The 21,138-nt window shown below is 45.3% G+C and carries 19 protein-coding genes and 1 other annotated feature (1 of these 20 only partly in view); of the genes, 4 read left to right on the top strand and 15 right to left on the bottom strand.

All coding sequences use genetic code 11. The features are described from left to right. Positions 1–143: 143 nt before the first annotated feature. Complete coding sequence (locus tag NSS87_RS08475) at positions 144–1,928, top strand: glycoside hydrolase family 36 protein (protein WP_339246259.1); 1,785 nt, start codon at positions 144–146, stop codon at positions 1,926–1,928. Positions 1,929–2,023: 95 nt separating this feature from the next. Here the strand turns inward: NSS87_RS08475 and NSS87_RS08470 are convergent, their stop codons facing one another. From NSS87_RS08470 to NSS87_RS08435, 8 genes are all read right to left on the bottom strand, one after another. Continuing rightward, positions 2,024–2,398 (bottom strand): arsenate reductase family protein, encoded by a 375-nt coding sequence (locus NSS87_RS08470; protein ID WP_339246257.1) that lies wholly within the window; start codon positions 2,396–2,398, stop codon positions 2,024–2,026. 181 nt (positions 2,399–2,579) lie between these two features. Next, positions 2,580–3,569 (bottom strand): RluA family pseudouridine synthase, encoded by a 990-nt coding sequence (locus NSS87_RS08465; protein WP_339246255.1) that lies wholly within the window; start codon positions 3,567–3,569, stop codon positions 2,580–2,582. A 1-nt stretch (position 3,570) separates the two neighbouring features. Continuing rightward, entirely contained in the window at positions 3,571–4,137 is a 567-nt protein-coding gene (locus NSS87_RS08460; protein ID WP_042186191.1) for a cob(I)yrinic acid a,c-diamide adenosyltransferase, read from the bottom strand. Positions 4,138–4,296: 159 nt separating this feature from the next. Beyond that, positions 4,297–4,485 (bottom strand): aspartyl-phosphate phosphatase Spo0E family protein, encoded by a 189-nt coding sequence (locus NSS87_RS08455; RefSeq protein ID WP_052404481.1) that lies wholly within the window; start codon positions 4,483–4,485, stop codon positions 4,297–4,299. Between the two features lie 250 nt (positions 4,486–4,735). After that, positions 4,736–5,956, bottom strand: a complete 1,221-nt coding sequence (locus tag NSS87_RS08450) for an aminotransferase class I/II-fold pyridoxal phosphate-dependent enzyme (protein ID WP_042186187.1) — start codon at positions 5,954–5,956, stop codon at positions 4,736–4,738. 13 nt (positions 5,957–5,969) lie between these two features. Next, positions 5,970–6,470, bottom strand: coding sequence for an Lrp/AsnC family transcriptional regulator (locus NSS87_RS08445; RefSeq protein ID WP_042125589.1), 501 nt, complete (start codon positions 6,468–6,470; stop codon positions 5,970–5,972). 260 nt (positions 6,471–6,730) lie between these two features. Then, a complete protein-coding gene (locus tag NSS87_RS08440) occupies positions 6,731–7,120 on the bottom strand; it encodes a spore coat protein (RefSeq protein WP_042186183.1) in 390 nt (129 codons plus the stop codon). Between the two features lie 30 nt (positions 7,121–7,150). Beyond that, on the bottom strand, positions 7,151–7,384 hold the full coding sequence (locus NSS87_RS08435; RefSeq protein ID WP_042186181.1) for a spore coat protein: 234 nt from the start codon (positions 7,382–7,384) through the stop codon (positions 7,151–7,153). Positions 7,385–7,561: 177 nt separating this feature from the next. On the opposite strand from NSS87_RS08435, the gene NSS87_RS08430 reads away from it, so the two are divergent. After that, positions 7,562–8,785 (top strand): FAD-dependent oxidoreductase, encoded by a 1,224-nt coding sequence (locus NSS87_RS08430; RefSeq protein WP_339246246.1) that lies wholly within the window; start codon positions 7,562–7,564, stop codon positions 8,783–8,785. A 91-nt stretch (positions 8,786–8,876) separates the two neighbouring features. Here NSS87_RS08430 and NSS87_RS08425 read toward each other — a convergent pair whose 3' ends face one another. From NSS87_RS08425 to NSS87_RS08415, 3 genes are all read right to left on the bottom strand, one after another. Further along, the gene (locus NSS87_RS08425; protein ID WP_052404205.1) at positions 8,877–9,419 is read right to left on the bottom strand and encodes a hypothetical protein; all 543 of its coding nucleotides are present in this window, start codon (positions 9,417–9,419) and stop codon (positions 8,877–8,879) included. Between the two features lie 214 nt (positions 9,420–9,633). Next, positions 9,634–10,053 carry a DUF350 domain-containing protein gene (locus NSS87_RS08420; protein ID WP_042125581.1) on the bottom strand — a complete coding sequence of 140 codons (420 nt, stop codon included), beginning with the start codon at positions 10,051–10,053 and terminating at the stop codon, positions 9,634–9,636. Between the two features lie 31 nt (positions 10,054–10,084). Further along, positions 10,085–12,451: an endonuclease MutS2 gene (locus NSS87_RS08415; protein ID WP_339246238.1), complete on the bottom strand. Its 2,367-nt coding sequence runs from the start codon at positions 12,449–12,451 to the stop codon at positions 10,085–10,087. 150 nt (positions 12,452–12,601) lie between these two features. Between NSS87_RS08415 and NSS87_RS08410 the strand changes: the two genes are divergently transcribed. Then, entirely contained in the window at positions 12,602–12,949 is a 348-nt protein-coding gene (locus tag NSS87_RS08410; RefSeq protein WP_042186173.1) for a phage holin family protein, read from the top strand. A gap of 69 nt (positions 12,950–13,018) precedes the next feature. On the opposite strand, the gene NSS87_RS08405 is transcribed toward NSS87_RS08410, so the two are convergent. After that, entirely contained in the window at positions 13,019–14,086 is a 1,068-nt protein-coding gene (locus NSS87_RS08405) for a GGDEF domain-containing protein (protein WP_052404204.1), read from the bottom strand. Between the two features lie 241 nt (positions 14,087–14,327). On the opposite strand from NSS87_RS08405, the gene NSS87_RS08400 reads away from it, so the two are divergent. Then, positions 14,328–14,756, top strand: coding sequence for a cupredoxin domain-containing protein (locus tag NSS87_RS08400; protein WP_339246234.1), 429 nt, complete (start codon positions 14,328–14,330; stop codon positions 14,754–14,756). A 177-nt stretch (positions 14,757–14,933) separates the two neighbouring features. Here NSS87_RS08400 and NSS87_RS08395 read toward each other — a convergent pair whose 3' ends face one another. From NSS87_RS08395 to pheS, 3 genes are all read right to left on the bottom strand, one after another. Then, a complete protein-coding gene (locus tag NSS87_RS08395) occupies positions 14,934–16,991 on the bottom strand; it encodes a hypothetical protein (protein WP_339246231.1) in 2,058 nt (685 codons plus the stop codon). A gap of 199 nt (positions 16,992–17,190) precedes the next feature. After that, positions 17,191–19,635, bottom strand: coding sequence for a phenylalanine--tRNA ligase subunit beta (gene pheT / locus NSS87_RS08390; RefSeq protein ID WP_339246228.1), 2,445 nt, complete (start codon positions 19,633–19,635; stop codon positions 17,191–17,193). 343 nt (positions 19,636–19,978) lie between these two features. Beyond that, positions 19,979–21,013: a phenylalanine--tRNA ligase subunit alpha gene (pheS, locus tag NSS87_RS08385; RefSeq protein WP_339246225.1), complete on the bottom strand. Its 1,035-nt coding sequence runs from the start codon at positions 21,011–21,013 to the stop codon at positions 19,979–19,981. A gap of 60 nt (positions 21,014–21,073) precedes the next feature. After that, positions 21,074–21,138, bottom strand: a binding site (T-box leader); it runs 222 nt beyond the window's last position.

Here is a 21,138-nt window from a genome sequence, read left to right as displayed (position 1 = left end):
TCATCATTTTTTTTCGCTATTAATGAAGCTTTTATCAGATGATAATTTAGATTATATATTCTTGTTTACTATACGTTTCGTAAATATTATACTCATAACGAATGGTAAACAGTAAATATCTATTTTTTGAACTAGGAGGCATTATGAAAACTTTAATCAACAACGACTGTCCCCATGTAACTCTTATTAGCGACAACCATTTCTTTGAGAGCACCACCACTGTTGAGACCATCGAGGAGAATCTTTTTCTGATTCATATCCGGTTAACAGCCTTGCAAAAAGATTATCCGCCCGTGTGCCGTATAGAGTGGTCTATTCCCGCAGTTGACATCCATTCCCTCTGGCATCCGGGAACGGACCGAAATAAAGCTTTTCAGGTAGATTGGGGCGATGGCTTCCAATCCAAAAGCACTTCCCTCGCGCCAGTAGCTTCCCTGTTCAACTTAAGCGGACAGAACCGCATGACCTTTGCTTTTAGTGATGCCTTGAACAATGTGTCCATTAAAGCCGGTATCCATGAAGAGGATTCCAGCTTCCTATGCTCTGTAACCCTGTTCGAAGAAGCCCTACCGAAGATGGACCATTATGAAGCTACACTTCGGATCGACCATAGAAATATTCCATACCATAAGGCGTTGGAGGATGTAACATTATGGTGGGAGACCTTACCCGGCTATAAACCGGCCGTAGTCCCTGATGTAGCCTTACGTCCTATGTACTCTACCTGGTATTCCTTCCACCAAGCGTTGAACGCCGCCGAATTAGAGGAGCAATGTAGACTTGCTAAGGAACTCGGCTGTGACAGCATTATCGTCGATGACGGCTGGCAAACAGACGACAACAATCGGGGTTACGCTTTTACTGGCGACTGGGAGGTTTATGATGGTAAGATTCCAGACATGAAATCGCATGTCGAAGCTGTTCATCGACTTGACATGAAATACATGCTTTGGTATTCCGTTCCGTTTGTAGGCAAATGCAGCAAGGTATGGGGTCAATTTGAGAATAAGCTGCTTCGCGTAGATGAAAAACTAAACGCCGGCGTGCTTGATCCTCGTTACCCAGATGTACGGGAGTATTTGATCCACACCTACGAACAGGCCGTTACAGGCTGGGATATCGACGGACTAAAGTTGGATTTCGTGGACAGCTTCAGACTCAGTCCAGATCAGAAGGAAGGAACTGCAGAGGGTAGGGATTACGAATCGGTGCCGGAAGCAGTTGACCGCTTGCTCTCCGATGTTATGGATCGATTAAAAGCCATCAAACCTGATATTCTGATTGAATTCCGCCAGACCTATATAGGCCCTCTGATGCGAAAATACGGCAACATGTTCCGAGCGAACGACTGCCCTAATGATTCTATTCAGAACAGAGTCCGTACACTTGACCTGCGTCTTCTGTCAGGAAATACAGCTGTTCATTCCGATATGATCATGTTTAACCCGAATGAACCTTTAGAGAGTGCGGCCATGCAATTGATCAACGTGATCTTCTCTGTTCCGCAAATCTCCCTGCGTCTTAATGACATCGGGGAGGATTATTTAGCTATGCTGCGTTTCTGGCTAGCTTTCAGCAGGGAGCATAGCGATGTTCTGCTTAGAGGAGCGTTATACCCACAGCAACCGGAGTTACTATATCCTTTAGTGACTGCACGAAAAGACGACATACAAATTATCGCTATCTATGCCGATGCTGTTGTTCCTATAGATCAGGATGCTTCCCAATTATTCATTGTGAACGGAACCTATAGCGAAAAGCTAGTCATCCGAAGCTCCCTTTCCCCTGCGTACTACAAGATACAGGTTAAAGATTGTTGCGGACAACTCATCAGCTTACAAACCCAGCAAATCAACAAAGGATTACTTGAAGTGTCAGTTCCTAAGGCGGGGATAATTAGCTTTACCCGAGTACCTAGCTCCCTGTAATTCCATCTATAATTCTTGTGTTTTTCAAATAGAGTATAACAAAAAGGGATGCCACAACAGCCATGAAATGACTGTTGGACATCCCCTTTACGGATTTATACTTCGGAAGTATTGGTCCAAGCTTCAGCATATTGATCTTCTTTAAAGCCTACCGTAACTTTAACACCATCAGTGACAATCGGACGTTTATTTAGCATACCATGGCTCGCGAGCAGCTCAAGCTTCTCCTGCTCACTAAGCTGTGCCATTTTGTCCTTAAGACCCAATGCTTTATAGACTTCACCACTTGTATTAAAAAACTTTTTCAGCTCAAGTCCGCTATTGGCCAGCAATTCACGCAGCTCCTCAACGGTAGGCGGCTGTTCTGCGATGTTTTGAAGCTCTAGCTCATGACCTTGAGCTTGTAGCCATTTTACTGCACTGCGGCAGGTGCTGCATTTTGGATATTGATATACTTTTAGCTTGCTCATGTTGTTCTCCTTTAATGGTAGTGATGAGTGCGCTACGCTGGAAAATTATTCTTCCGATCGCTGTTATCCTCAGATTTCTTGATTTAGTCCGCTTGTTGCGGATGAAATCCGAGGATAAAGGCGAAACTCCGTTTCTCCAGAACCAATTCACCCTCTCCACTTAACATCACTAAGATAATTTTTACCTCAAATTCGCTTTCGGGCCTTGCTTCAATACATTCTCCAAGGCCGCCATATCAGGCGGCAAAGGAGCTTCAAAAATCATTTCCTGCAGCAGCACCGGATGCTTGAACGTTAGGCGCACCGCGTGCAGTGCTTGACGCGGTATGGAGGCATCTAGTGCTGTAACGGACTCCAACTGTTCACTTTGAGTTAAAGTCAATTCCGGTAGATTATACAGCTCATGACGATACATGCTGTCACCAATCAAAGGACAGCCGATAGAGGTCATATGGACCCGAATCTGATGAGTACGACCACTCTCCAGCTTCAGTTCAACTTTTGAACCTTGTGCGTATACGGTTTTAACCTCATACCGAGTCAGAGAAGGATAACCTTCCGGTGTCACGATACGCCGATGCGGCTCCTCAGGATCACGGTCAATAGGTCCGTCGATATCGCCGAAAGGCTCCACAGGAGCCCCATGAACAAATGCAGCATAACGTTTGTCCACTGTACCCGCAATCATCTGCTCAGAAATATGCTGATGGCTATACGGATTCTTGGCGATGACTAACACACCGGAGGTTTCCTGGTCCAGACGATGGACGGGTCGAAAGCGGAAACGTTCATTTTTTTGCGCCCAATAATGAACTACTCCGTTAGCCAGCGTATCAGTGTAATGTCCGTGTGTGGGATGCACGATGATCCCCGCTGCCTTGTTTACTACGAGCAGATGCTCATCTTCAAATAGAATTTCAAAGGGAATCGGCTGCGGTAAAATATCATCCGAAGTCTCTGTTTCCATGCGAATCTGTACAATATCGCCTGCCTTAACATGTACGCTGATATAAACACGCTCTCCATTTAATGTAATCCCTTGTTCTGTTTGCTTAAGGCGTGACAACAATTTACGTGAGACATCCATCCGTTTATGCAGGATCGTCTTCAGCAACCAGTCATCCTCTTCTGGCGGTATAATGTAAGTAATTGGTGAATAATAGCTAGTCATATTAGTCTCGGAACACCTTTTTACTGCGAATGTATTCTACATCAGTAATCCCTGCCCGTGTATTAGCCGTCCTAGCCAGCGCAAAGAAATAATCGGATAACCGGTTCAAATAAATAACCGCTTCCGGATTAATGTCTGCATTTCGTCCAAGTGTAACTGCCCGGCGTTCCGCCCGGCGGCAAACCGTACGGCACACATGTAGAACCGAAGCTAATGGACTGCCCCCAGGGAGGATGAATTTTTCTAGTGGTGGATTCTCTGCTTGAAGTTCATCAATCCAGCCCTCCAACCGTTTAGCCATCTCACTTGTTACCATATATTGACCACCATCACCTAGCTTAATAAAAGCCAGATCGGTTCCGCAATCGAATAGCTCATGCTGAATTTCCAGCAGCTGCTCGCGTACATCATCAAACTGATCGTCCTCCATCAGGCTCCTTGCCTGACCTACAAAGCAATTCAGTTCATCGATCGTTCCGTAAGCTTCAACTCGGACATCGTCCTTACCAACCCGGCCGCCAATCACTGAAGTTTGACCCGCATCACCCGTGCGTGTATAGATCACCATGGCTTACTCCTCCTATCCATTCTTCAAATCACATAATGCTAGTTTAAGCTTTCTTATATAAAAATGGCAAATGAAGAGTATAGTTAGCAACTGACATTTGGGCTTAAAGGAACAACAAAAAGAGGACCCTAGGGTCCTCTTCAACAGCATGTAGCGACGTTATTTTCCAACTGGACGCCCCTTCATGTATTCATTTATCTTGAGATCCAGTAAACTGCTAATTTCAATCACATTATCTGAAGTGAATGATTTTTCCTGCAAAAAAAGCTGCTCCATTTTGCTACGGAGTATTCTAATTTCATCTTCCAGAGAGAGTATGCGAGCAGAAGCATCACCCTTGGGGGACAGTTTCCCACTTCCAGAAAAACACTGCCCTCCATAGGAAGGTAAGTAATAATCGGCACTAAGCACAATCATCCCTCCTAAAAGTATTATTGAGCGCGTGCCACAAAATGTCATTAAAGTAATAAAAGCAACTTCAAAGCAACGCTTAATTCCAGAGTAAAATACGTCCTTGTTAGTTCTATTATAGGGGTTAATTACTCTCAAAGTAAAATAATACCATAGGATTATAGGATAGGCTATAGTCCAATTTTCTCTATTCCATTCTCTCTCGTTCCAGTTGTGTGACAAAAGCACCAATGCGTTCTATAGCTTCATTCAGTTGAGCTACTGAAGTAGCATAGGAACAGCGTAAGTAACCTTCACCACCTAAACCAAAGACACTCCCAGGTACAGCTGCCACCTTATATTCAAGTAATAATCGTTGTGCAAACTGATCAGATGTCAGTCCTGTCTTGCGCACGCTTGGAAAAGCATAAAATGCACCTTGTGGTTCATGGCACTCCAGTCCCGCATCACGCAAACCCTTAACAATCAGCCTCCGCCGTTGGTTATAAGAATCGACCATTCGATCCTTCTCTTCCATCCCATTGGTCAGTGCCTCAAGTGCAGCCACCTGGCCCATAGAAGGAGCGCACATCACAGTGTACTGGTGAATCTTAAGCATAGCGGAGATCAAATCAGGGTGACCACAAGCATAACCCATTCTCCATCCAGTCATTGCAAAAGCCTTGGAGAAACCGCTGACCAAAATCGTACGGTCCATCATACCTGGCAATGAGGCAAAGCTGACATGATTAATTCCATACGTTAATTCCGCATAGATCTCATCCGAAATTACAATAAGATCATGCTTCTCTACAACCTTGGCGATCGGCTCCCAATCCTCTCGGGTCATAACACTTCCCGTTGGGTTGCTCGGGTAGCACAGAATTAGAACTTTGGAGCGTGGAGTAATCTTCGCTTCCAAACTCTCTGCAGTAAGTTTAAAGTCATTCTCTCCGATGGTTTCGATACCTACAGGAATACCTCCACCAATAGCCGTTATCGGCGAATAAGAAATATAGCAAGGTTCTGGTATGAGGATCTCATCGCCCGGCGTGATCAAAGCGCGCAGAGCCAGATCGATAGCCTCACTTCCGCCGACCGTTGCTATAATTTGATTGGCAGGATCATACTCCACTGCAAAACGGGTGTGCAAATAGTTCGCAATACCCTCCCTTAGTTCAGGCATTCCTGCGTTGGATGTATAGCCTGTAAATCCTCTTTCCAGCGAATAGACACAAGCTTCTCTGACATGCCACGGGGTCTTAAAATCAGGTTCCCCGACTCCGAGTGATATGATATCCTTGCTGCCTGCAGCCAGATCAAAAAACTTACGAATACCCGAAGGCTGAATTTGCTGTACCAGCGGGGCCAAATAAGAATTCATTGATTTGCTGTCTTCTCCGGTTAGCTGCGTTTTGTTCGTGATCATATGATTACTTCCTTTATGGAGAGATCATCAGACGGTTGTCTTCCTCATGCTCCTCGAAGATGATCCCATCCTGTTTGTATTTTTTAAGGGTAAAATTCGTTTTAGTTGAGAGTACTGAATCAATTGGAGACAGCTTCTCGGATACAAAATTGGCCACTTCACGTAAGTTTCGGCCTTCCACTTCTACCAGAAGATCGTAAGCACCTGACATCAGATAAACGGATTTCACTTGTGGATACAGGTAGATTCTCTCGGCAATGCCTTCAAATCCGCGACCCCGTTCGGGTGTAATCTGTACCTCAATCAGCGCTGTCACTTTCTCGTCATCGACTTTATCCCAGTTTACAACGGCTGCATACTTAACAATTACATGGTCCTTCTCTAATTGCCCAATCGCCGTCTTTACGTCTTCTTCTTCCTCGCCAAGCAGCGTAGCTAAGAGTGCAGTAGATCTTCTCGCGTCCTCTTTAAGCAGTTCCAGCACTTTCCTCTTTAGTTCGTTCATTTCCTTCATGCCTTCCCTCCGGATAGTTCGCAAATGACGTTGCGCTATTCATGCGTCGCCCCGCGAAAAGAGTTTAATACTAATATGACATGAATTGAGCATCTCTGCAAACAAAATAACCCCATATGATGTCCGCATAGAAGACTGTGTTTACTCAGCTAATTGGATTTATATACAAAAAACACCCGTTTACACCGGAGCTTTCCGGAATAAACGGGCGTCAGCCTTAAGGTAATGAGGTAGGATGCTTCATCCCATAACCATCTTGGTTACATTAAATGAGACGGTTGATGTTGCCCATTCGAATGAAGATGAGCGTTCGCATTGTGAGCAAAGGATCCAGCTTGTCCGGTTTTTTGCTGAACAAATTGTCCGGCTTTTTGCTGCAATTGCTGTGCAGTTTGGAGCTGTTTGTCTACATCTTGGCGCAATGCTTTTGCAGGTGCAGGATACATATTCAGTTGGGACATCTGCGTATAAAGCTCGCCCTGAAGTCGAAGCGTGTTCATGGTCATGTCGTTAAACACCCGACGAACCGCTGGACATGCCGATTCCGTAGCAGCTGTCGCATACTCACGGACCGTCCGCTTCAAATCACACAAAATGGTGTTCATTAAATCCTCATCTGGCATAAATGCTGCTGGATTCTGTGCATTCATTTTATAACCTCCTTAAGATTAATAATGCAATTATTGTGGGCTTGTTGGTGCGTACTGTTGATGCTGCTGGAGTAACTGAGTGAGTGTATCCATGTGCTGCGTGTGATTTTGGATATGCTGCAAACAAACTTGTCGGACCTGCTCGTTCTGCGTTGTCGCGGCGGTAGCCGCACATTGCTTAAGGAGCAAGTCCTCATTAGAGATGGAGTCTGCGATATATTCCAATTCTTTTCCACTTAGTGCCTGCATTTGCATTGATTGCATGAGTTGTAGTCCCTCCTTGTAGTTGATCCAAACAGGCTTTAGTATACCGCCAAAGCACACCATTTATTTGCCCAACAGCACTAGAGAGTTATGACAGAAATAAGAACATGCTGCGAATGAGACGGTAAAATGCCGCCCATACTAAATAATGGAACAAATGAAGGAGCGATCATTTTCATGAGACTAAATAGCGGCACCCCACCTTGGAGAAGCACTTTACAAGACCCACCAACTTATCCTGCGCTAGAGGATACCATTCACTGTGATTGCTTGGTCGTAGGGGCTGGAATGGGTGGAGCAATGGCATCCTATCGCTTGTCTTTAAGCGGAGCTGAGGCTGTTCTGATCGAAAAAAGACGAGTCGGAAGCGGAAGCTCACATGCCAACACAGGTTTACTACAGATATCTAACGATAAATCGTTAACCTCATGTATGAACACTTTTGGAGAAAAGAACGGCTTGCTCTTTTATCAGTTATGCCAAGCAGGGGTTAGAAATATTTTGGATCTGCCAGCCAAGCTCGATATCGATCCCCAGATCATTCCTCGCAGCAGCCTTCTATATGCCAGTACACTAGAGGATGTACCTGCTCTGCGAGAAGAATATAAGAACCTCGTTGCTCACGGATTCGATTCTGATTTCTGGGAAGAGGATAAAATTGCTTCGGTGTATTCTTTTTCTAAACCTGCTGCACTTTATTCACGCAGTGATGCAGAAGCGAACCCTTTCCGGACAGTTCACAGCCTGATCGCCAAGGCAGCAATGAATGGTGTACACGTTTATGAGCAGACCGAGGCTAAACACTATGAGTTCACTGAAGATGGAGTAATTTGCCACACAGAGAACGGACGTATTATTGCGAAGAAGGTTATTTTTGCAATGGGTTATGAAACGCAGGAGTTTAAAAAAGACCGAGGCGCTGAGCTGATCAATACGTATGCAGTGATGACCAAACCTCTGAAGGAATTCCCAAAGTGGCATGAGCGGAGCCTCCTCTGGGAAACCGCCCGACCGTATTTGTATTTTCGGACAACACCGGAGGGACGTATTATTGCAGGAGGTAAAGATGAACCGTTGACGGATCCAGAGCGCCGTGATATCAGAGTGATTTCACAAAGTCAAAGGTTATTGGAAGAGCTGGAAGCTTTATTCCCTGAAATCAAAGGCATTGAGATAGAATACTCCTGGGGTGCTGTATTCGGATCTACGCGTGATGGGCTTCCTTATATCGGCCCTCATCCCAAGTACCCTCATTGCTACTTCATCGAGGGTTATGGGGGCAATGGGACGGTGTACAGCATGATTGCTGCGGAGTTATTAACCGATACGATTGCGGGTAAACATCGGCCGGAGCTTGATCTATTCTCATTGACACGATCAGCCAAACCTTCTCCTTCTTAGAAAATGGACGTGAATAAGCAATATTGGGGTTTTAAAAAAAAGCTTAGTCCCCTTATGGTCAATAAGAGGACTAAGCTTTTTATGAGGATGCTTATGCTTTATCGGTACTCAGATTACGTACGAGCTGAATACGGTCTTCCTGCGCTAGACTGTGCTGTACATGGAAACAAGACGGGCACACATACACATTAAGGGAGAATGGAGATGTTAATACAGGTCCACCTAGTGTAGCCGGTGCAGATGGCTCGAAGCTGCTAACAAGCTGTTTACCAGCAAGGATAGTTAACTCATGGCATTGTGTACATTCCGGAGCTTCTTCCTGAATCGCTAAGATGCCCGATACACGCTCTTCATACTTATTCAAATCATAATCGTCACCGAATTGGTTGAGCGTGTTGTAAATAGGAACTACACTGTCTTTGTCGACGTCTCCCCAAAGATCATCATCATTAATAACCTCTTGTTTAGGTTCTTCTACAACTTCTTCTTCCTCTTCTTCAATGCCGTCTATCCCTACAGTAACTGTACGATATCCGTTAAGTTCATTGTTGCAGTGAGGACAATTTTCCTCGGGTCCGAATTCCTCGTCCCATACGATTTCGGTATGACACCAAGGGCACACAGTTGTTTCCATCTTAATAATCTCCTTCATACTTCACGTTTAAATTTAGTTCATCATTAAATAAATAATACCGGCTGCTATAAAAGCAATAGCTGACACAAACAGAACTCGGGTAAGAATCTTCATGATATCCTCCTAATACTCCACAAAGTGGAGCTGCTCATTTCAAAGCTTGTCCAGCTTCATCTGGAATCCTTTGTAGGGAGGTGCAAAACTTTCTATTTTTTTAAAATATAGCTGCACCGATCACATAAGACAACGAAACCGAGATCAGCATCGCTATTAGCCCAACAGCACGGTTATCTGCAGCGATCTCCTCATCAATAGAGAACACTGGGGTTAGGAATTCAAATAAAAAATAGGCAAGCAGCAGCAGCAAAAAACCGACGACCGACCACTTCATCGTCTCATAAATCGAAACACCTGATTCAATGCTGAAACGCAGTACGTTGCAAATTCCGAAGATTTTGCCACCAGTAGCCATGGCTACTGCCAAGTTCCCCTTGCGAATTTCTTCCCAGCAATTATATTTCGTTACCATTTCAAAAATAGACAGAAATACAACAAGCCCAAGAATTGCTACTGCAAAGTAGCCAAGCAAGGCACCTAGCGGATGACCCAGCAAAAGATCAATATCTCCTTGCACACTTTTCCCTTCTTTCTGCCGGGCAATCCCGCTATTGCAGCTCAGCCACGGTTACGCCTGCGCCGCCTTCATTATAATTTCCAAGCCTATAGCTCTTAACATGTCTGTGCTTACGCAAATATTCTTGAATTCCTGTGCGGAGCACACCTGTGCCTTTACCATGAATAATAGAAATTTGGCCCAGATTTCCTAAGAAGGCTTCATCAATAAAACGATCCGTCTCCATAATCGCTTCTTCCAAATTCGTACCTCGCAAATCCAGTTCTCTACGAATGTTCTCATCACGGGAGCGTTTAACGGTTGTCGCCTGCCGAAGGGGCGTTGGTACAGAGGCTGCTTTCGAAGAGAGCAGTTCCAAATCATCCAGGCTTACCTTCATCTTCATGATCCCAAACTGTACTAAAGCCTCTTTAGAGCCGCTTAATTCCACTACAAAACCTTTTTGGTTTAAGCTATCTACTTTCACTTCGTCACCAGGACCAATCGTCCGCGGAGTCTTAGCAGGCTTACGAGTAGCGGCTTTCTTACGCGGTGAAGGTTCGGCTTCATCTAGACGTCTCCGTGCTTCAATCAGCTTATGCTCTTTGACTGAAGCGCCTTCTTCCATAGCTAAGCGTCGTAAATCACTGATAATTTCCTCAGCTTCTTTACGCGCTTTCTCCAAGATTGCGCTGGCATCTTTCTCCGCTTTCTCCAGTCGTTTATCTCGCTGACTTTCCAGCTTCTCCAGCTCTTGCTGCTGTCTGCCGCGTAATTCCTCTACTTCGCGGCGGATACTCTCTGCTCGCTCATGTTCCTGTTCCGCTCCAAGTCGATTCTCTTCGAGAGAGGCAATCATATGCTCTACACGTAGATCCTCTTCCTTCACTTCGCCGCGTGCATGCTCCAGAATCGCACCTGGCAGACCTAATCGCTCTGCAATTGCAAAGGCGTTGCTTCGTCCAGGAACACCAATCAGCAAACGATAGGTAGGGCTGAGACTCTGGACATCGAATTCCATGCTGGCATTGATGACCCCTTTACGCTCATAAGCGTAAGCTTTCAATTCGCTATAATGCGTGGTAGCGACCATACGGCATTCAGTCCGGTGAATATGTTCCAGAATGGCAATCGCCAGCGCGGACCCTTCTGCAGGATCCGTTCCTGCACCCACTTCATCAAGCAGAATAAGACTCTTGGGAGTCATTCTACGCAGAATGGAAATAATATTCGTCATATGACTGGAGAATGTACTCAGACTCTGCTCAATGCTTTGTTCATCCCCGATATCTGCATAAATGGCATCAAACACACACATTTGACTACCTTCTTCTGCAGGGATGAATAACCCAGACATCGACATGAGACTCAACAGTCCAATGGTCTTGAGTGTAACGGTTTTACCACCCGTATTCGGTCCGGTTACAATAATGGAGCTATATTGGTTGCCGAGCTCCACATCCAGAGGAACCACATGCTCCGCGGGAATAAGTGGATGGCGTCCTTTTCGCAGCTTCAAATACCCGCGATCGTTCATACGAGGCTGTGTAGCCTTCATATCTCGGGCAAGACGCGCCTTGGAGAAGATAAAGTCAAGCTCACCAAGAATATCGATATCATAAGTCATTTCTTCGGCTATATCAGCTACAAGCGCTGTCAACCTATGCAATATGATCTCGATCTCCCGTTCTTCACGCAGCCGTGTTTCACGCAGCTTATTATTCATCGCCACAATGGACTCAGGCTCGATAAATAAAGTGGCTCCTGATCCGGACTGATCATGTACAATCCCTCCGAAATGCGCACGATACTCCGCTTTTACAGGAATAACAAACCGATCTCCACGAATGGTTACCAGCTGATCCTGCAGCATTTTAGCAACGGAAGAAGAACGAATCATGGAATCCAGCTTCTCACGAATTCGGGTCTCTCCTCCGCGCAATTCACGGCGAATCGTAGCTAATTCAGAGCTAGCTGTGTCAAGTACATCTGCGTTCTCGTCTATACATAAACGGATGGCATCTTCTACATGTTTTTGCTCCGATAAAACATCGCTGAGTGAAAATAGGAATTCAATCTTTTCCTCCTCATGCATAGCTGCCAGGAATCGTTTGACTCTTCGTGCGCCGCCAATGGTAGTTCCCACTGCCAACAGTTCAGTTGTTCCCAACATTCCACCTATAGAGGCACGTTTTAGTGCTGCTCGAATATCGCTTATCCCGCCGAATGAAGGAATACCCTTCAGACGATCTACATTAGCCGCTTCGTCCGTGGCTTGAAGTAGCTTCTTCACACCTTCAAAATCACCGGATGGTCTTAGTTGCTCTGCAGTCATTCGCCCCATTGAGGTTTGCGTATATTGCATTAATTTATTTAAAATCTTGCGATATTCAAGCGTATGCAAAATTTTGTCGTCCAATTACAGTCACAGCTCCCTTCATAGATGTTTCCATTATACAGAATTCAAGCCAATTTCGCTATTTGGTATCGGTTAAAGCATAAAAACAAGTATTAAGGTCACAATAAGAACTGCACATATCCTTAGCTTGGGCCAAAGGAGGTTAGTACAGTGAATTTCTTGAGTCATGTGGGTCGTTTTATTGTAGCAGCGCTTGTTCTGATGGTCGTTAGTTGGATTGTTCCACAGTTCTCGGTTGGTGGCTTCTGGAGCGCTCTAATCCTTGCACTGGTGATTGCGTTACTCGGCTGGGTTGTCGAAGGAATCTTCGGCAAAAAAGCAACGCCCTTCGGGCGCGGTATCGTCGGTTTCATCGTTAGTGCATTAGTCATCTGGGTCGCTCAATTCGTAGTGAGTGGAGTCAGCGTTTCCATTCTAGGAGCTATCCTGGCGGCGTTGGTCATCGGTATTGTCGATTTGTTTTTGCCGGTATCCACGCCGTTTGAGGCAGCAAAGTAACGAAAGCTATTTACAACACAGAACCCCTATTTCCGGTTTTTTTCCGGTAATAAGGGTTCTGTGTTGTTTTTATCCATATGACACAATCTCCGCTTCATGACTCTCAGCACAATTGACCACTCTGTTCTTACCTTGCTTTTTAGCGGTATAGAGCGCTTTGTCCGTTTTACGAAAAAGAAGCTCTTTCCCATCCCCAAGCTGATAATCACAAATTCCAATGCTGACAGTAATCGGCTTATTTCCAGCCTGTAAATGCTCGATTTGAGCAATATTGATCCGTAATTTCTCTACAGCCTCATAAGACTCTGAAAAACTTTTGTCTGTAAAAATCACAGCGAATTCTTCACCGCCATACCTAGCCGCAAAATCATTTAACTCAATCATACCGCCCACCTTGTCCGCAATTACCTTAAGAACAAGGTCCCCAACCCTATGTCCGTAGGTATCATTAACTTGCTTGAAATTATCTATATCGAAGAGCGCCAGCTGTAGTTGAAGATTGTTGCTTTCACATTGCTCCAATAATGAATCCAAATATTCATGAAAGGTTTTATGATTATATAGTCCAGTGAGTGCATCTATCTTCAGCAGCTTATCCGAAATAGCCCTCTCCACCATTAGATCTTGGCCTTCCTTCGTTAATCTCTCCAGATTTACACGCGCTTCCCGCGCACGAATAATTACAGCAAGAGCCATCCCTACAAATATTATAAACACACACTCTACTATTAAGAATTCAAGCAGCGGTTTATGTAGGAATGGCCGTTCCAACCCGAAATATACTCCCGCATAAAACACAATACTAAATAGTCCCATTAGATACAGGAGCTTACGATCAAAATAAATTAGAGCGACCATAATCGGCATCATGAGCGTCATCTGAGCACCATCGACAAAAGGCTCTAATACAAAATACATAAGGTAGGACACTAAAAATCCACAACTAACCACCCCATATTTAGGGGATTGTTTACTATAACGAAGCCACAGCTCCGCAGTAATCATAAGGACCACAATTAGTAAATTACAAGCAATAAATAAGTGCCATAGATTCGTGTCCATGGTTGTTTTTATTTGAAGTCGGTCAATATTCGACAAAAACAGCAACTGTGAGATTAATAAAAGAATAACTACCATCCAATAACCTTTTAAGATTCTACGGTGCCAAACCTCCGTATTTAGCGTATCGTTAGTGCTTGAAATATGTATCCCCTACTTTTGCACGTTAATGTAATAGCTTTCATTATAATAAATTTTAGTTATATTTTCATCATTTATTTGCAATTTACGACAAAGTTTGAACAGTCTCCCTTGTTCACGGATTTTTCACATTTAATCAAAGCGCTTACTTAAATTTTAAGTTATGATGTCTACATAATTGTCACATTTTCACTATGCTTGGACTTCTTGGGAGGAGGTTTGGATCATTAAAAAATTTGCAATTCTACTTTCAATTGTGTTCGTTATAGCACTTACAGCCTGTGGAAACAGCAATGATAGTGCTGCTGGCAATGCTAACACATCGGAGCCGGAGGTCGAGGCAGAAACAGAACTTACAATTACAGCTACGAATTACAGCTTTGATCAGGAAGAATATCATCTAAAAAAAGGTGTACCCGTCAAAATTATTTTTAAAAACGATAGCGGCAATCACGGCATCCTTATCCCTGAATTCGAACTCCAGCTTAATAGCAAAAAGTCCTCGAAAGTAATTGTTCCAGAGGAAGCTGGCACATTCGAAATGACCTGTTCGATTATGTGTGGATCCGGACATAGCGGCATGAACGCAAAAATCATTGTGGAATAGATGAATCATTAAAAAGCCGATCGTTAGGGAATTGCCCTGACGATCGGCTTTTTATTTAAGTGAGAAATATAAGACATGGTGTGAAACTTATTCTTTCGAATATATTAAACAAAGAGGGCTGACCTGAAATAGATCTCTCTACACATCAGGTACAGCCCTCTTTCTTGCATCCGACATTCAACTGTCCTGTTCGATCAGTTGAATCCATTCATTATATTCATTCTGAAGCTTGGCATATTCCTCTTGAAGATTACGATGCTCATCCGTCATCTTCTGTAGCTCATTCTGATGCATCTCAAACTGGACCTGTAGCAGACGAAGTTGTCCTTGGGCCAATTCATAATTCTCGCCGACTTCACCAAGCTGCTGAAGCACCTCACTGCGTTCACGTTCAATAGATTTCTGCTTAGCCTCAGCTTCACCGGCCTCCTGCTGCCAAATATCTATCTCTTCACGCAGCTTCGCTTCCAAATCACTCCACTGCTGCTGTCGCTCGAATAATTCCTCGTACTTTTGCTTCCATGAAGCGCCGTACGCCTCTGCTTCCCTCAGAACATCCTGCTGCTCTGCAACCGTAGCAGCGGCCTCAAGGCTAGCTTCAGACAATTCCTCTAAGCGTCGAGCTGTCTCTTCGCCTTCTTCTTGCAGCAGTTGATATCTTTCCTGTAGACGTTCTCCATCTTGCAGCACTTCATCATATTGAGAGATCAGTTCCTCATAGCGTTCACGAAGTGCAGACAGTTCCTTCTGAACCTGTCCACCTTGTTCACGGAGTGCTGCAGTTTCGTGTTCTGCATCTGTACGAAGCTGAGCTTCCCGATCTAACTGTTGTACTAATCCATCCGCTTGACCACGAAGGATCTCAATCTCCTTTTGAAGCGCCAAAGATTTCTCTTCGGTCTCCAGTAGGTTCATTTCAAGCTCACTAATATCTTCCATCCGTTTATCCGAGAGCTCCTGCCAATTTGCTGCCTCCGCCATAGATCCAGCGAGTTCTTCCTGAACACGGTGCAGATTGTCATTCGTTTCCTGTAGTGACTTCCGCAGCTCTGATGCTTCATTCTGAGACTGCTGATAACGCTGGCGCAATTCTTCCAGCTCTTCATTCAACAGCGTGCCTAGCTCAGTAGCAGTACGCAGCTCTTCACTGAGCTGTTCTTCACGTTTAACCACCGCTTCATATTGTCCGAGCAGCGTCTGACGAGCATCTCGTTCACTCTTAAGACTGGCTTCAGCCGAACGGAGTCTAGACTGAAGTTGTCCTGTTCCACCACGAAGCTCAGCCAGCTGTTTCTCGAGCTCTTGAATGTTTTGCTTATGTCTATGTTCCTGAGTACCTTGTGACTGACGAAGTTCCTTATTCTTAGCAAGCTCCCGTTGTAAAGCTTCCCGTTCTTCAGCCAATTCCTTGCTTAGCTTCGTTGTCGTGCTCTCAAGCTCCTTACCCAGTGTCAACTTCGTCTTCTCGAGTTCCTTACCTAATGTTGATTTGGTTTCCTCAAGCTGTTTCTCTAAGGTTGATCTGGTCTCGGTTAACTCAAGCTCCAGAGCAGACAAGGAGTCTGAATTCTCCTTAGTCAGCGTCTCACGGATGTTCTCCAGCTCTTGCAAATGCGCTGCCTTCTGCTCTTCCAACTGCTGTAGACGGATGGCTTCTGCATTCGCTAGTTCCTCTCGATGATTCTCACGCATAGCAGACTGTTCAGCCTCATAACTTGCCCGCAGTTCCTGCAACTCCAGCTCACGCGCAAGCAGCTCCTCTTCCAGCTTCTCTCGTGCGGCTTCAGCCGCTTGGGTTGCCTCTTGCAGCTGGTTAGCATGTACTTTACGCTCATTCTCCTGAATTTCCAGATGACGCTTGCGCTCTTCTTCAACCGCAGCAATCAGTCGTGTAGCTTCTTCTTTAGCCGCCGCTTCAAGGCGTTCATATTCTTCTTGTCGCTCCCGCTGAACCTCCAGCAGGCGAGATACTTCCAATCGCAGTTCACTGCGTTCACCTGTCATCATGTTGAGTTCATTTTTAAAATCCTGAACCTGAATAGCCTGCTCCGCCATATGTACTGCTGCAAGCACCGCTATGCGCGGCGTATCCAGTCTGTTGTGTGATTTAGAAATCGTGCGCATATGTTCGTCAACATAACGGGCCACTTGTTTCATATATTCAGTGCTGCTTCCGACGAGTTTATAGGAAGTTCCGTATATCTCCACGGCGACACGTGTCCGGTCCATAGCCACAGTTGTGCCCTCCTTTGTATGTGTGCGGATTCTAAGTTAGTCTTACTGTTTCTATTGTAGCTTTTTTCTTAAGCATTTGGCAAAATCCCTTGTAATCAATAGACTCTCGCTGATATCCTCCGCATTTCACTCTACCCAGAAAAAGCCGCAGCGAATCTCAGTTTCTAAATGGATTCGCTGCGGCTTTACACAATTCCTGCTATTTTCTTAATTCTGCACCAAAAGTTTGTTGAAGGACTGATAATAGCTTATCATGCACCTCTCCAACCTCTTCATCTGTCAATGTATGTTCACCGTGACGATACAGCAGTGAGATCGCAATACTCTTCTTTCCACTCTCTAACTTGCCACCAGTGTACACGTCGAATACCTGTACGGATTGCAGCAAAGTTCCTCCGTTTGCACGGATGGAAGCTAGTAGATCGCCTGCTGGTACAGTTGAATCTACAACCACTGCAATATCCCGTTCCATACCTGGGAAACGTGGAAGCTCATTATATTGCAGACGGCTTTGCGTGTTATCATACAGCGGCTGCAATAGAATCTCAGCTACATAAGTATCCACTAGATCAAGCTCTCTTTGCAGTTCCGGATGAAGCTGGCCCATAGTTCCAATCTTCACACGACCCTCGTCTCCGACTAAATATACCGACGCGGAACGTCCAGGATGATACCCTTCTGGACTATCTCCCTCGTAGATAATTCTGTCTGTAAGACCCAAATAAGCAAATACAGATTCCAGCGCACCCTTCAAATCAAAGAAATCTACAGGCTGTGCAGAAACGTTCCATTGCTTCACGGTTAGGCTACCGCTAAGTAACAACCCCAGCACCGGCAGTTCACGCGGCTGACGAGTCAACTGTTCCTCATCTGTGAAGAAGACATTGCCGATTTCAAACAACGCTAGATCGCTTTGACGACGGTTAGTATTATAGCTAGCAATATCCAATAGTTGTGGCAGAAGGCTAGTACGCAGTACACTTCGTTCTTCACTCATTGGCATAGCCAATTTAACCGCTTGTGAGCCTTCTGATAACTCAGGGAACATTTTGCTTTGTTTCGGCTGGATGAAGGAGTAACCCATCACTTCCTGATAACCGCCATGCGACAACAGGCGACGCAGTTCACGGCGGAGTGATTGCTTATGCGTCAATGCGCCTGGCGTTGTAACACCTTCAATCAGAGTCGTTGGAATATTGTCATACCCGTACAGACGAGCAATTTCTTCGATAAGGTCAACATCATAGCTGATATCGCCACGTCTAGTTGGCACCTGAACTTCGATCAATCCTTGTGCTGTATCCCCGCATTTGAAATGTAGACGACCAAACAATGTCTTCACTTCTAGCAAGGACAGATCTGTTCCGAGATAACGGTTCAGCTTCTCCAAGGACAAAGTAAGTACCTTCTCTTCTCCTGCGACTGTTCCTGCTTGCACAATTCCTTCATGCACAGATCCGCCAGCATAACGCGCAATAAGTACTGCAGCGCGATTCAATGCAGGGATTACTGCATTTGGATCCACTTCTTTCTCGAAACGAAGCGATGCTTCCGAGCGAAGTCCCAGTTGACGCGAGGTTTTACGAACGGTTCCTCCGTCAAACTTAGCGGATTCCAGAACGAGATTTACCGTCTCAGCAGTAACTTCCGTATCCTGACCTCCCATTACTCCAGCCAGAGCTACTGCTTTAGCTCCATCAGCGATAACGAGCATATGTGGCTCAAGCTTCCGTTCTTGGCCATCAAGTGTAGTCAGGACTTCACCTTCATGAGCAAGACGAACGCCGAGTTCTCCACCTTCTATTTTATCTGCATCAAAAGCATGAAGCGGCTGTCCGTATTCGAGCATCACATAGTTAGTGATGTCTACGATGTTGTTAATTGGACGAATCCCTGCCGCCATCAGACGATTCTGAATCCACAGCGGGGATGCTGCAGATTTAACACCTGAGATATAACGAACTGCGTAATGACTGCAATGTTCTTCATTCTCAATCTTAACGGAAATAGATTGAGCAGCTGCTCCGCTGATCTCAATCATTTCACTCGCAGGATCAGGCAATTTAATGTCGCGTCCAAGAATCGCGCTCACTTCATAAGCAGCACCAATCATGCTTAGGCAGTCTGAACGGTTCGGAGTCAGATCGAATTCCAGAATTTCGTCATCTAGACCCAGCAAATTTGAAATATCTTGACCGATCTCTGTACCTTCAGGAAGTACAAGAATTCCTTCTTGCTGCTCTTTAGGAAGCAATTTATCATTGAGTCCCAATTCTTTAGCCGAGCAGATCATCCCTTGTGATAATACCCCGCGCAGCTTCGCTTTTTTGATATCCAGCCCTGGCAGCTTAGCGCCAACAAGAGCTACAGGAACGGTTTGTCCCGCAGCTACATTCTTTGCGCCACAGACGATTTGCAGATCTTCACCTTGACCTGCATCCACGATACATACGTTCAGCTTATCCGCATCAGGATGCTTTTCTTTCGATTTCACATAGCCGGTTACGATGCCGGAAATCCCTTTATTGCGGCGCTCTACTCCGTCAATTTCAATGCCGGCAGCGGTAATCTTCTCCGCTAGCTTTTCGGCGGTTACTCCTTCAATCGATGTATAATCAGCCAACCATCCGGTTGATACTTTCATGTCCGCTCACTTCCTTTATGTTTCAGATGTATTTATCTACTTGCCGTTCGATCTGCTTCCTGTGGGAGTAGTACAATTTAGGATTACTCGATCAAAGCTTCATAACAGTCCTATTTATAGCAGTCACTACGAAAAATATTGGACTTCCGATCGCTGTTATCCTCAGATTTCCTGATTAGAACCGCTTCTCGCGGTAGAAATCCGAGGATAAAGGCGAATGCTGGCGCTTCTACAGTTCCAAAATTCCTCTCCGTTCCTTCTATTAATAGTCTTTTATTAAGCAAGATCAGTAACCCAATTGCTACTTACTCCTAACCCGCCAGCCAGCTCGCCCACCAAAAATCTAAACGCCCTTGAACTGCTTTACAAAACTCATATCGTTGTTATAGAAATGACGGATGTCATCGATGCCGTATTTAAGCATAGCAATCCGCTCAACACCCATACCAAATGCGAAGCCGCTATACTTAGCAGGATCATAGCCACCCATTTTCAGAACATTTGGATGCACCATGCCGGCGCCAAGGATTTCTAACCATCCGCTTTGCTTGCACAGTCTGCAGCCATCGCCGCCACATTTGAAGCAGCTTACATCCACTTCAACGCTTGGCTCGGTGAATGGGAAGAAGCTCGGACGAAGACGAATGTCTGTATTCGGGCCAAACATCTCTTGTACGAATTGCTGCAAGGTACCTTTCAGATCACTCATCCGAATGTTGCTTCCGATAACCAAACCTTCAATTTGATGGAACTGGAAGGAATGCGTTGCATCGTCATCATCGCGGCGGAATACTTTACCCGGGCAAATGATTTTAACTGGAACTTCACCGTTCATAGCCTGCATAGTACGAATCTGTACCGGAGACGTTTGAGTACGCATAAGCAGGTCATCCGTTAAATAAAAGGAATCCTGCATATCGCGAGCCGGGTGATTTTTAGGCAGATTTAGGGCTTCAAAGTTATAATAATCGGTCTCCACTTCCGGACCTTCAGCCACACGGTAGCCCATACCAATGAAAATATCCTCAATTTCCTGAACCACTCTGCTAAGCGGGTGAACGCCCCCTTGCTGCATGCGGCGACCTGGCAGGGTTACGTCTACTTTTTCAGCCTGCAGACGTTGCTGAGTCTCTTGCTGTTGAAAAGCCTCTTGCTTCGTTCCAATAATCTCCTCAATGGCACTACGCACCTGATTCGCTACTTGCCCGATAACCGGACGCTCCTCAGCACTAAGTCCTCCCATACCACGTAGAACTTCTGTAAGCTCGCCTTTTTTACCGAGATATTTCACTCTTAGGTCATTCAAAACCTGTGGATCCATAACCTCCTGCAACTTAGCCAGCGCCTCAACCTTCAATGCTTCCAACTTCTCTTTCATGGCCGTGTACAGCCCCCTTCAATCATTGTCTAGTTCAACAAAAAAAGGCCTTTCCTCCCGGTAAGGGACGAAAAGACCGTGGTACCACCCTTGTTAGACAAGCTGATCTGTTCCCCTTAAGAGCT

The organism is Paenibacillus sp. FSL F4-0243 (assembly GCF_037963295.1).
In the GTDB taxonomy this organism is placed as follows: Bacteria; Bacillota; Bacilli; order Paenibacillales; family Paenibacillaceae; genus Paenibacillus_AQ.
The sequence above is the reverse complement of the archived record's forward strand: the minus strand, read 5'-3'. Positions and strand labels throughout refer to the sequence as shown.

Bases quoted from the DNA above. Each gene is read 5' to 3' on its own strand.
- NSS87_RS08405 (WP_052404204.1), bottom strand. From the start codon at position 14,086: ATGGTAGTTATTCTTTTATTAATCTCACAGTTGCTGTTTTTGTCGAAT.
- NSS87_RS08445 (WP_042125589.1), bottom strand. From the start codon at position 6,470: ATGAAGGAAATGAACGAACTAAAGAGGAAAGTGCTGGAACTGCTTAAA.
- NSS87_RS08460 (WP_042186191.1), bottom strand. From the start codon at position 4,137: ATGGTGATCTATACACGCACGGGTGATGCGGGTCAAACTTCAGTGATT.
- NSS87_RS08440 (WP_042186183.1), bottom strand. From the start codon at position 7,120: ATGAATGCACAGAATCCAGCAGCATTTATGCCAGATGAGGATTTAATG.
- NSS87_RS08430 (WP_339246246.1), top strand. From the start codon at position 7,562: ATGAGACTAAATAGCGGCACCCCACCTTGGAGAAGCACTTTACAAGAC.
- NSS87_RS08475 (WP_339246259.1), top strand. From the start codon at position 144: ATGAAAACTTTAATCAACAACGACTGTCCCCATGTAACTCTTATTAGC.
- pheS (WP_339246225.1), bottom strand. From the start codon at position 21,013: ATGAAAGAGAAGTTGGAAGCATTGAAGGTTGAGGCGCTGGCTAAGTTG.
- NSS87_RS08450 (WP_042186187.1), bottom strand. From the start codon at position 5,956: ATGATCACGAACAAAACGCAGCTAACCGGAGAAGACAGCAAATCAATG.
- NSS87_RS08435 (WP_042186181.1), bottom strand. From the start codon at position 7,384: ATGCAATCAATGCAAATGCAGGCACTAAGTGGAAAAGAATTGGAATAT.
- NSS87_RS08470 (WP_339246257.1), bottom strand. From the start codon at position 2,398: ATGAGCAAGCTAAAAGTATATCAATATCCAAAATGCAGCACCTGCCGC.
- NSS87_RS08465 (WP_339246255.1), bottom strand. From the start codon at position 3,569: ATGACTAGCTATTATTCACCAATTACTTACATTATACCGCCAGAAGAG.
- pheT (WP_339246228.1), bottom strand. From the start codon at position 19,635: ATGAAAGTATCAACCGGATGGTTGGCTGATTATACATCGATTGAAGGA.
- NSS87_RS08425 (WP_052404205.1), bottom strand. From the start codon at position 9,419: ATGGAAACAACTGTGTGCCCTTGGTGTCATACCGAAATCGTATGGGAC.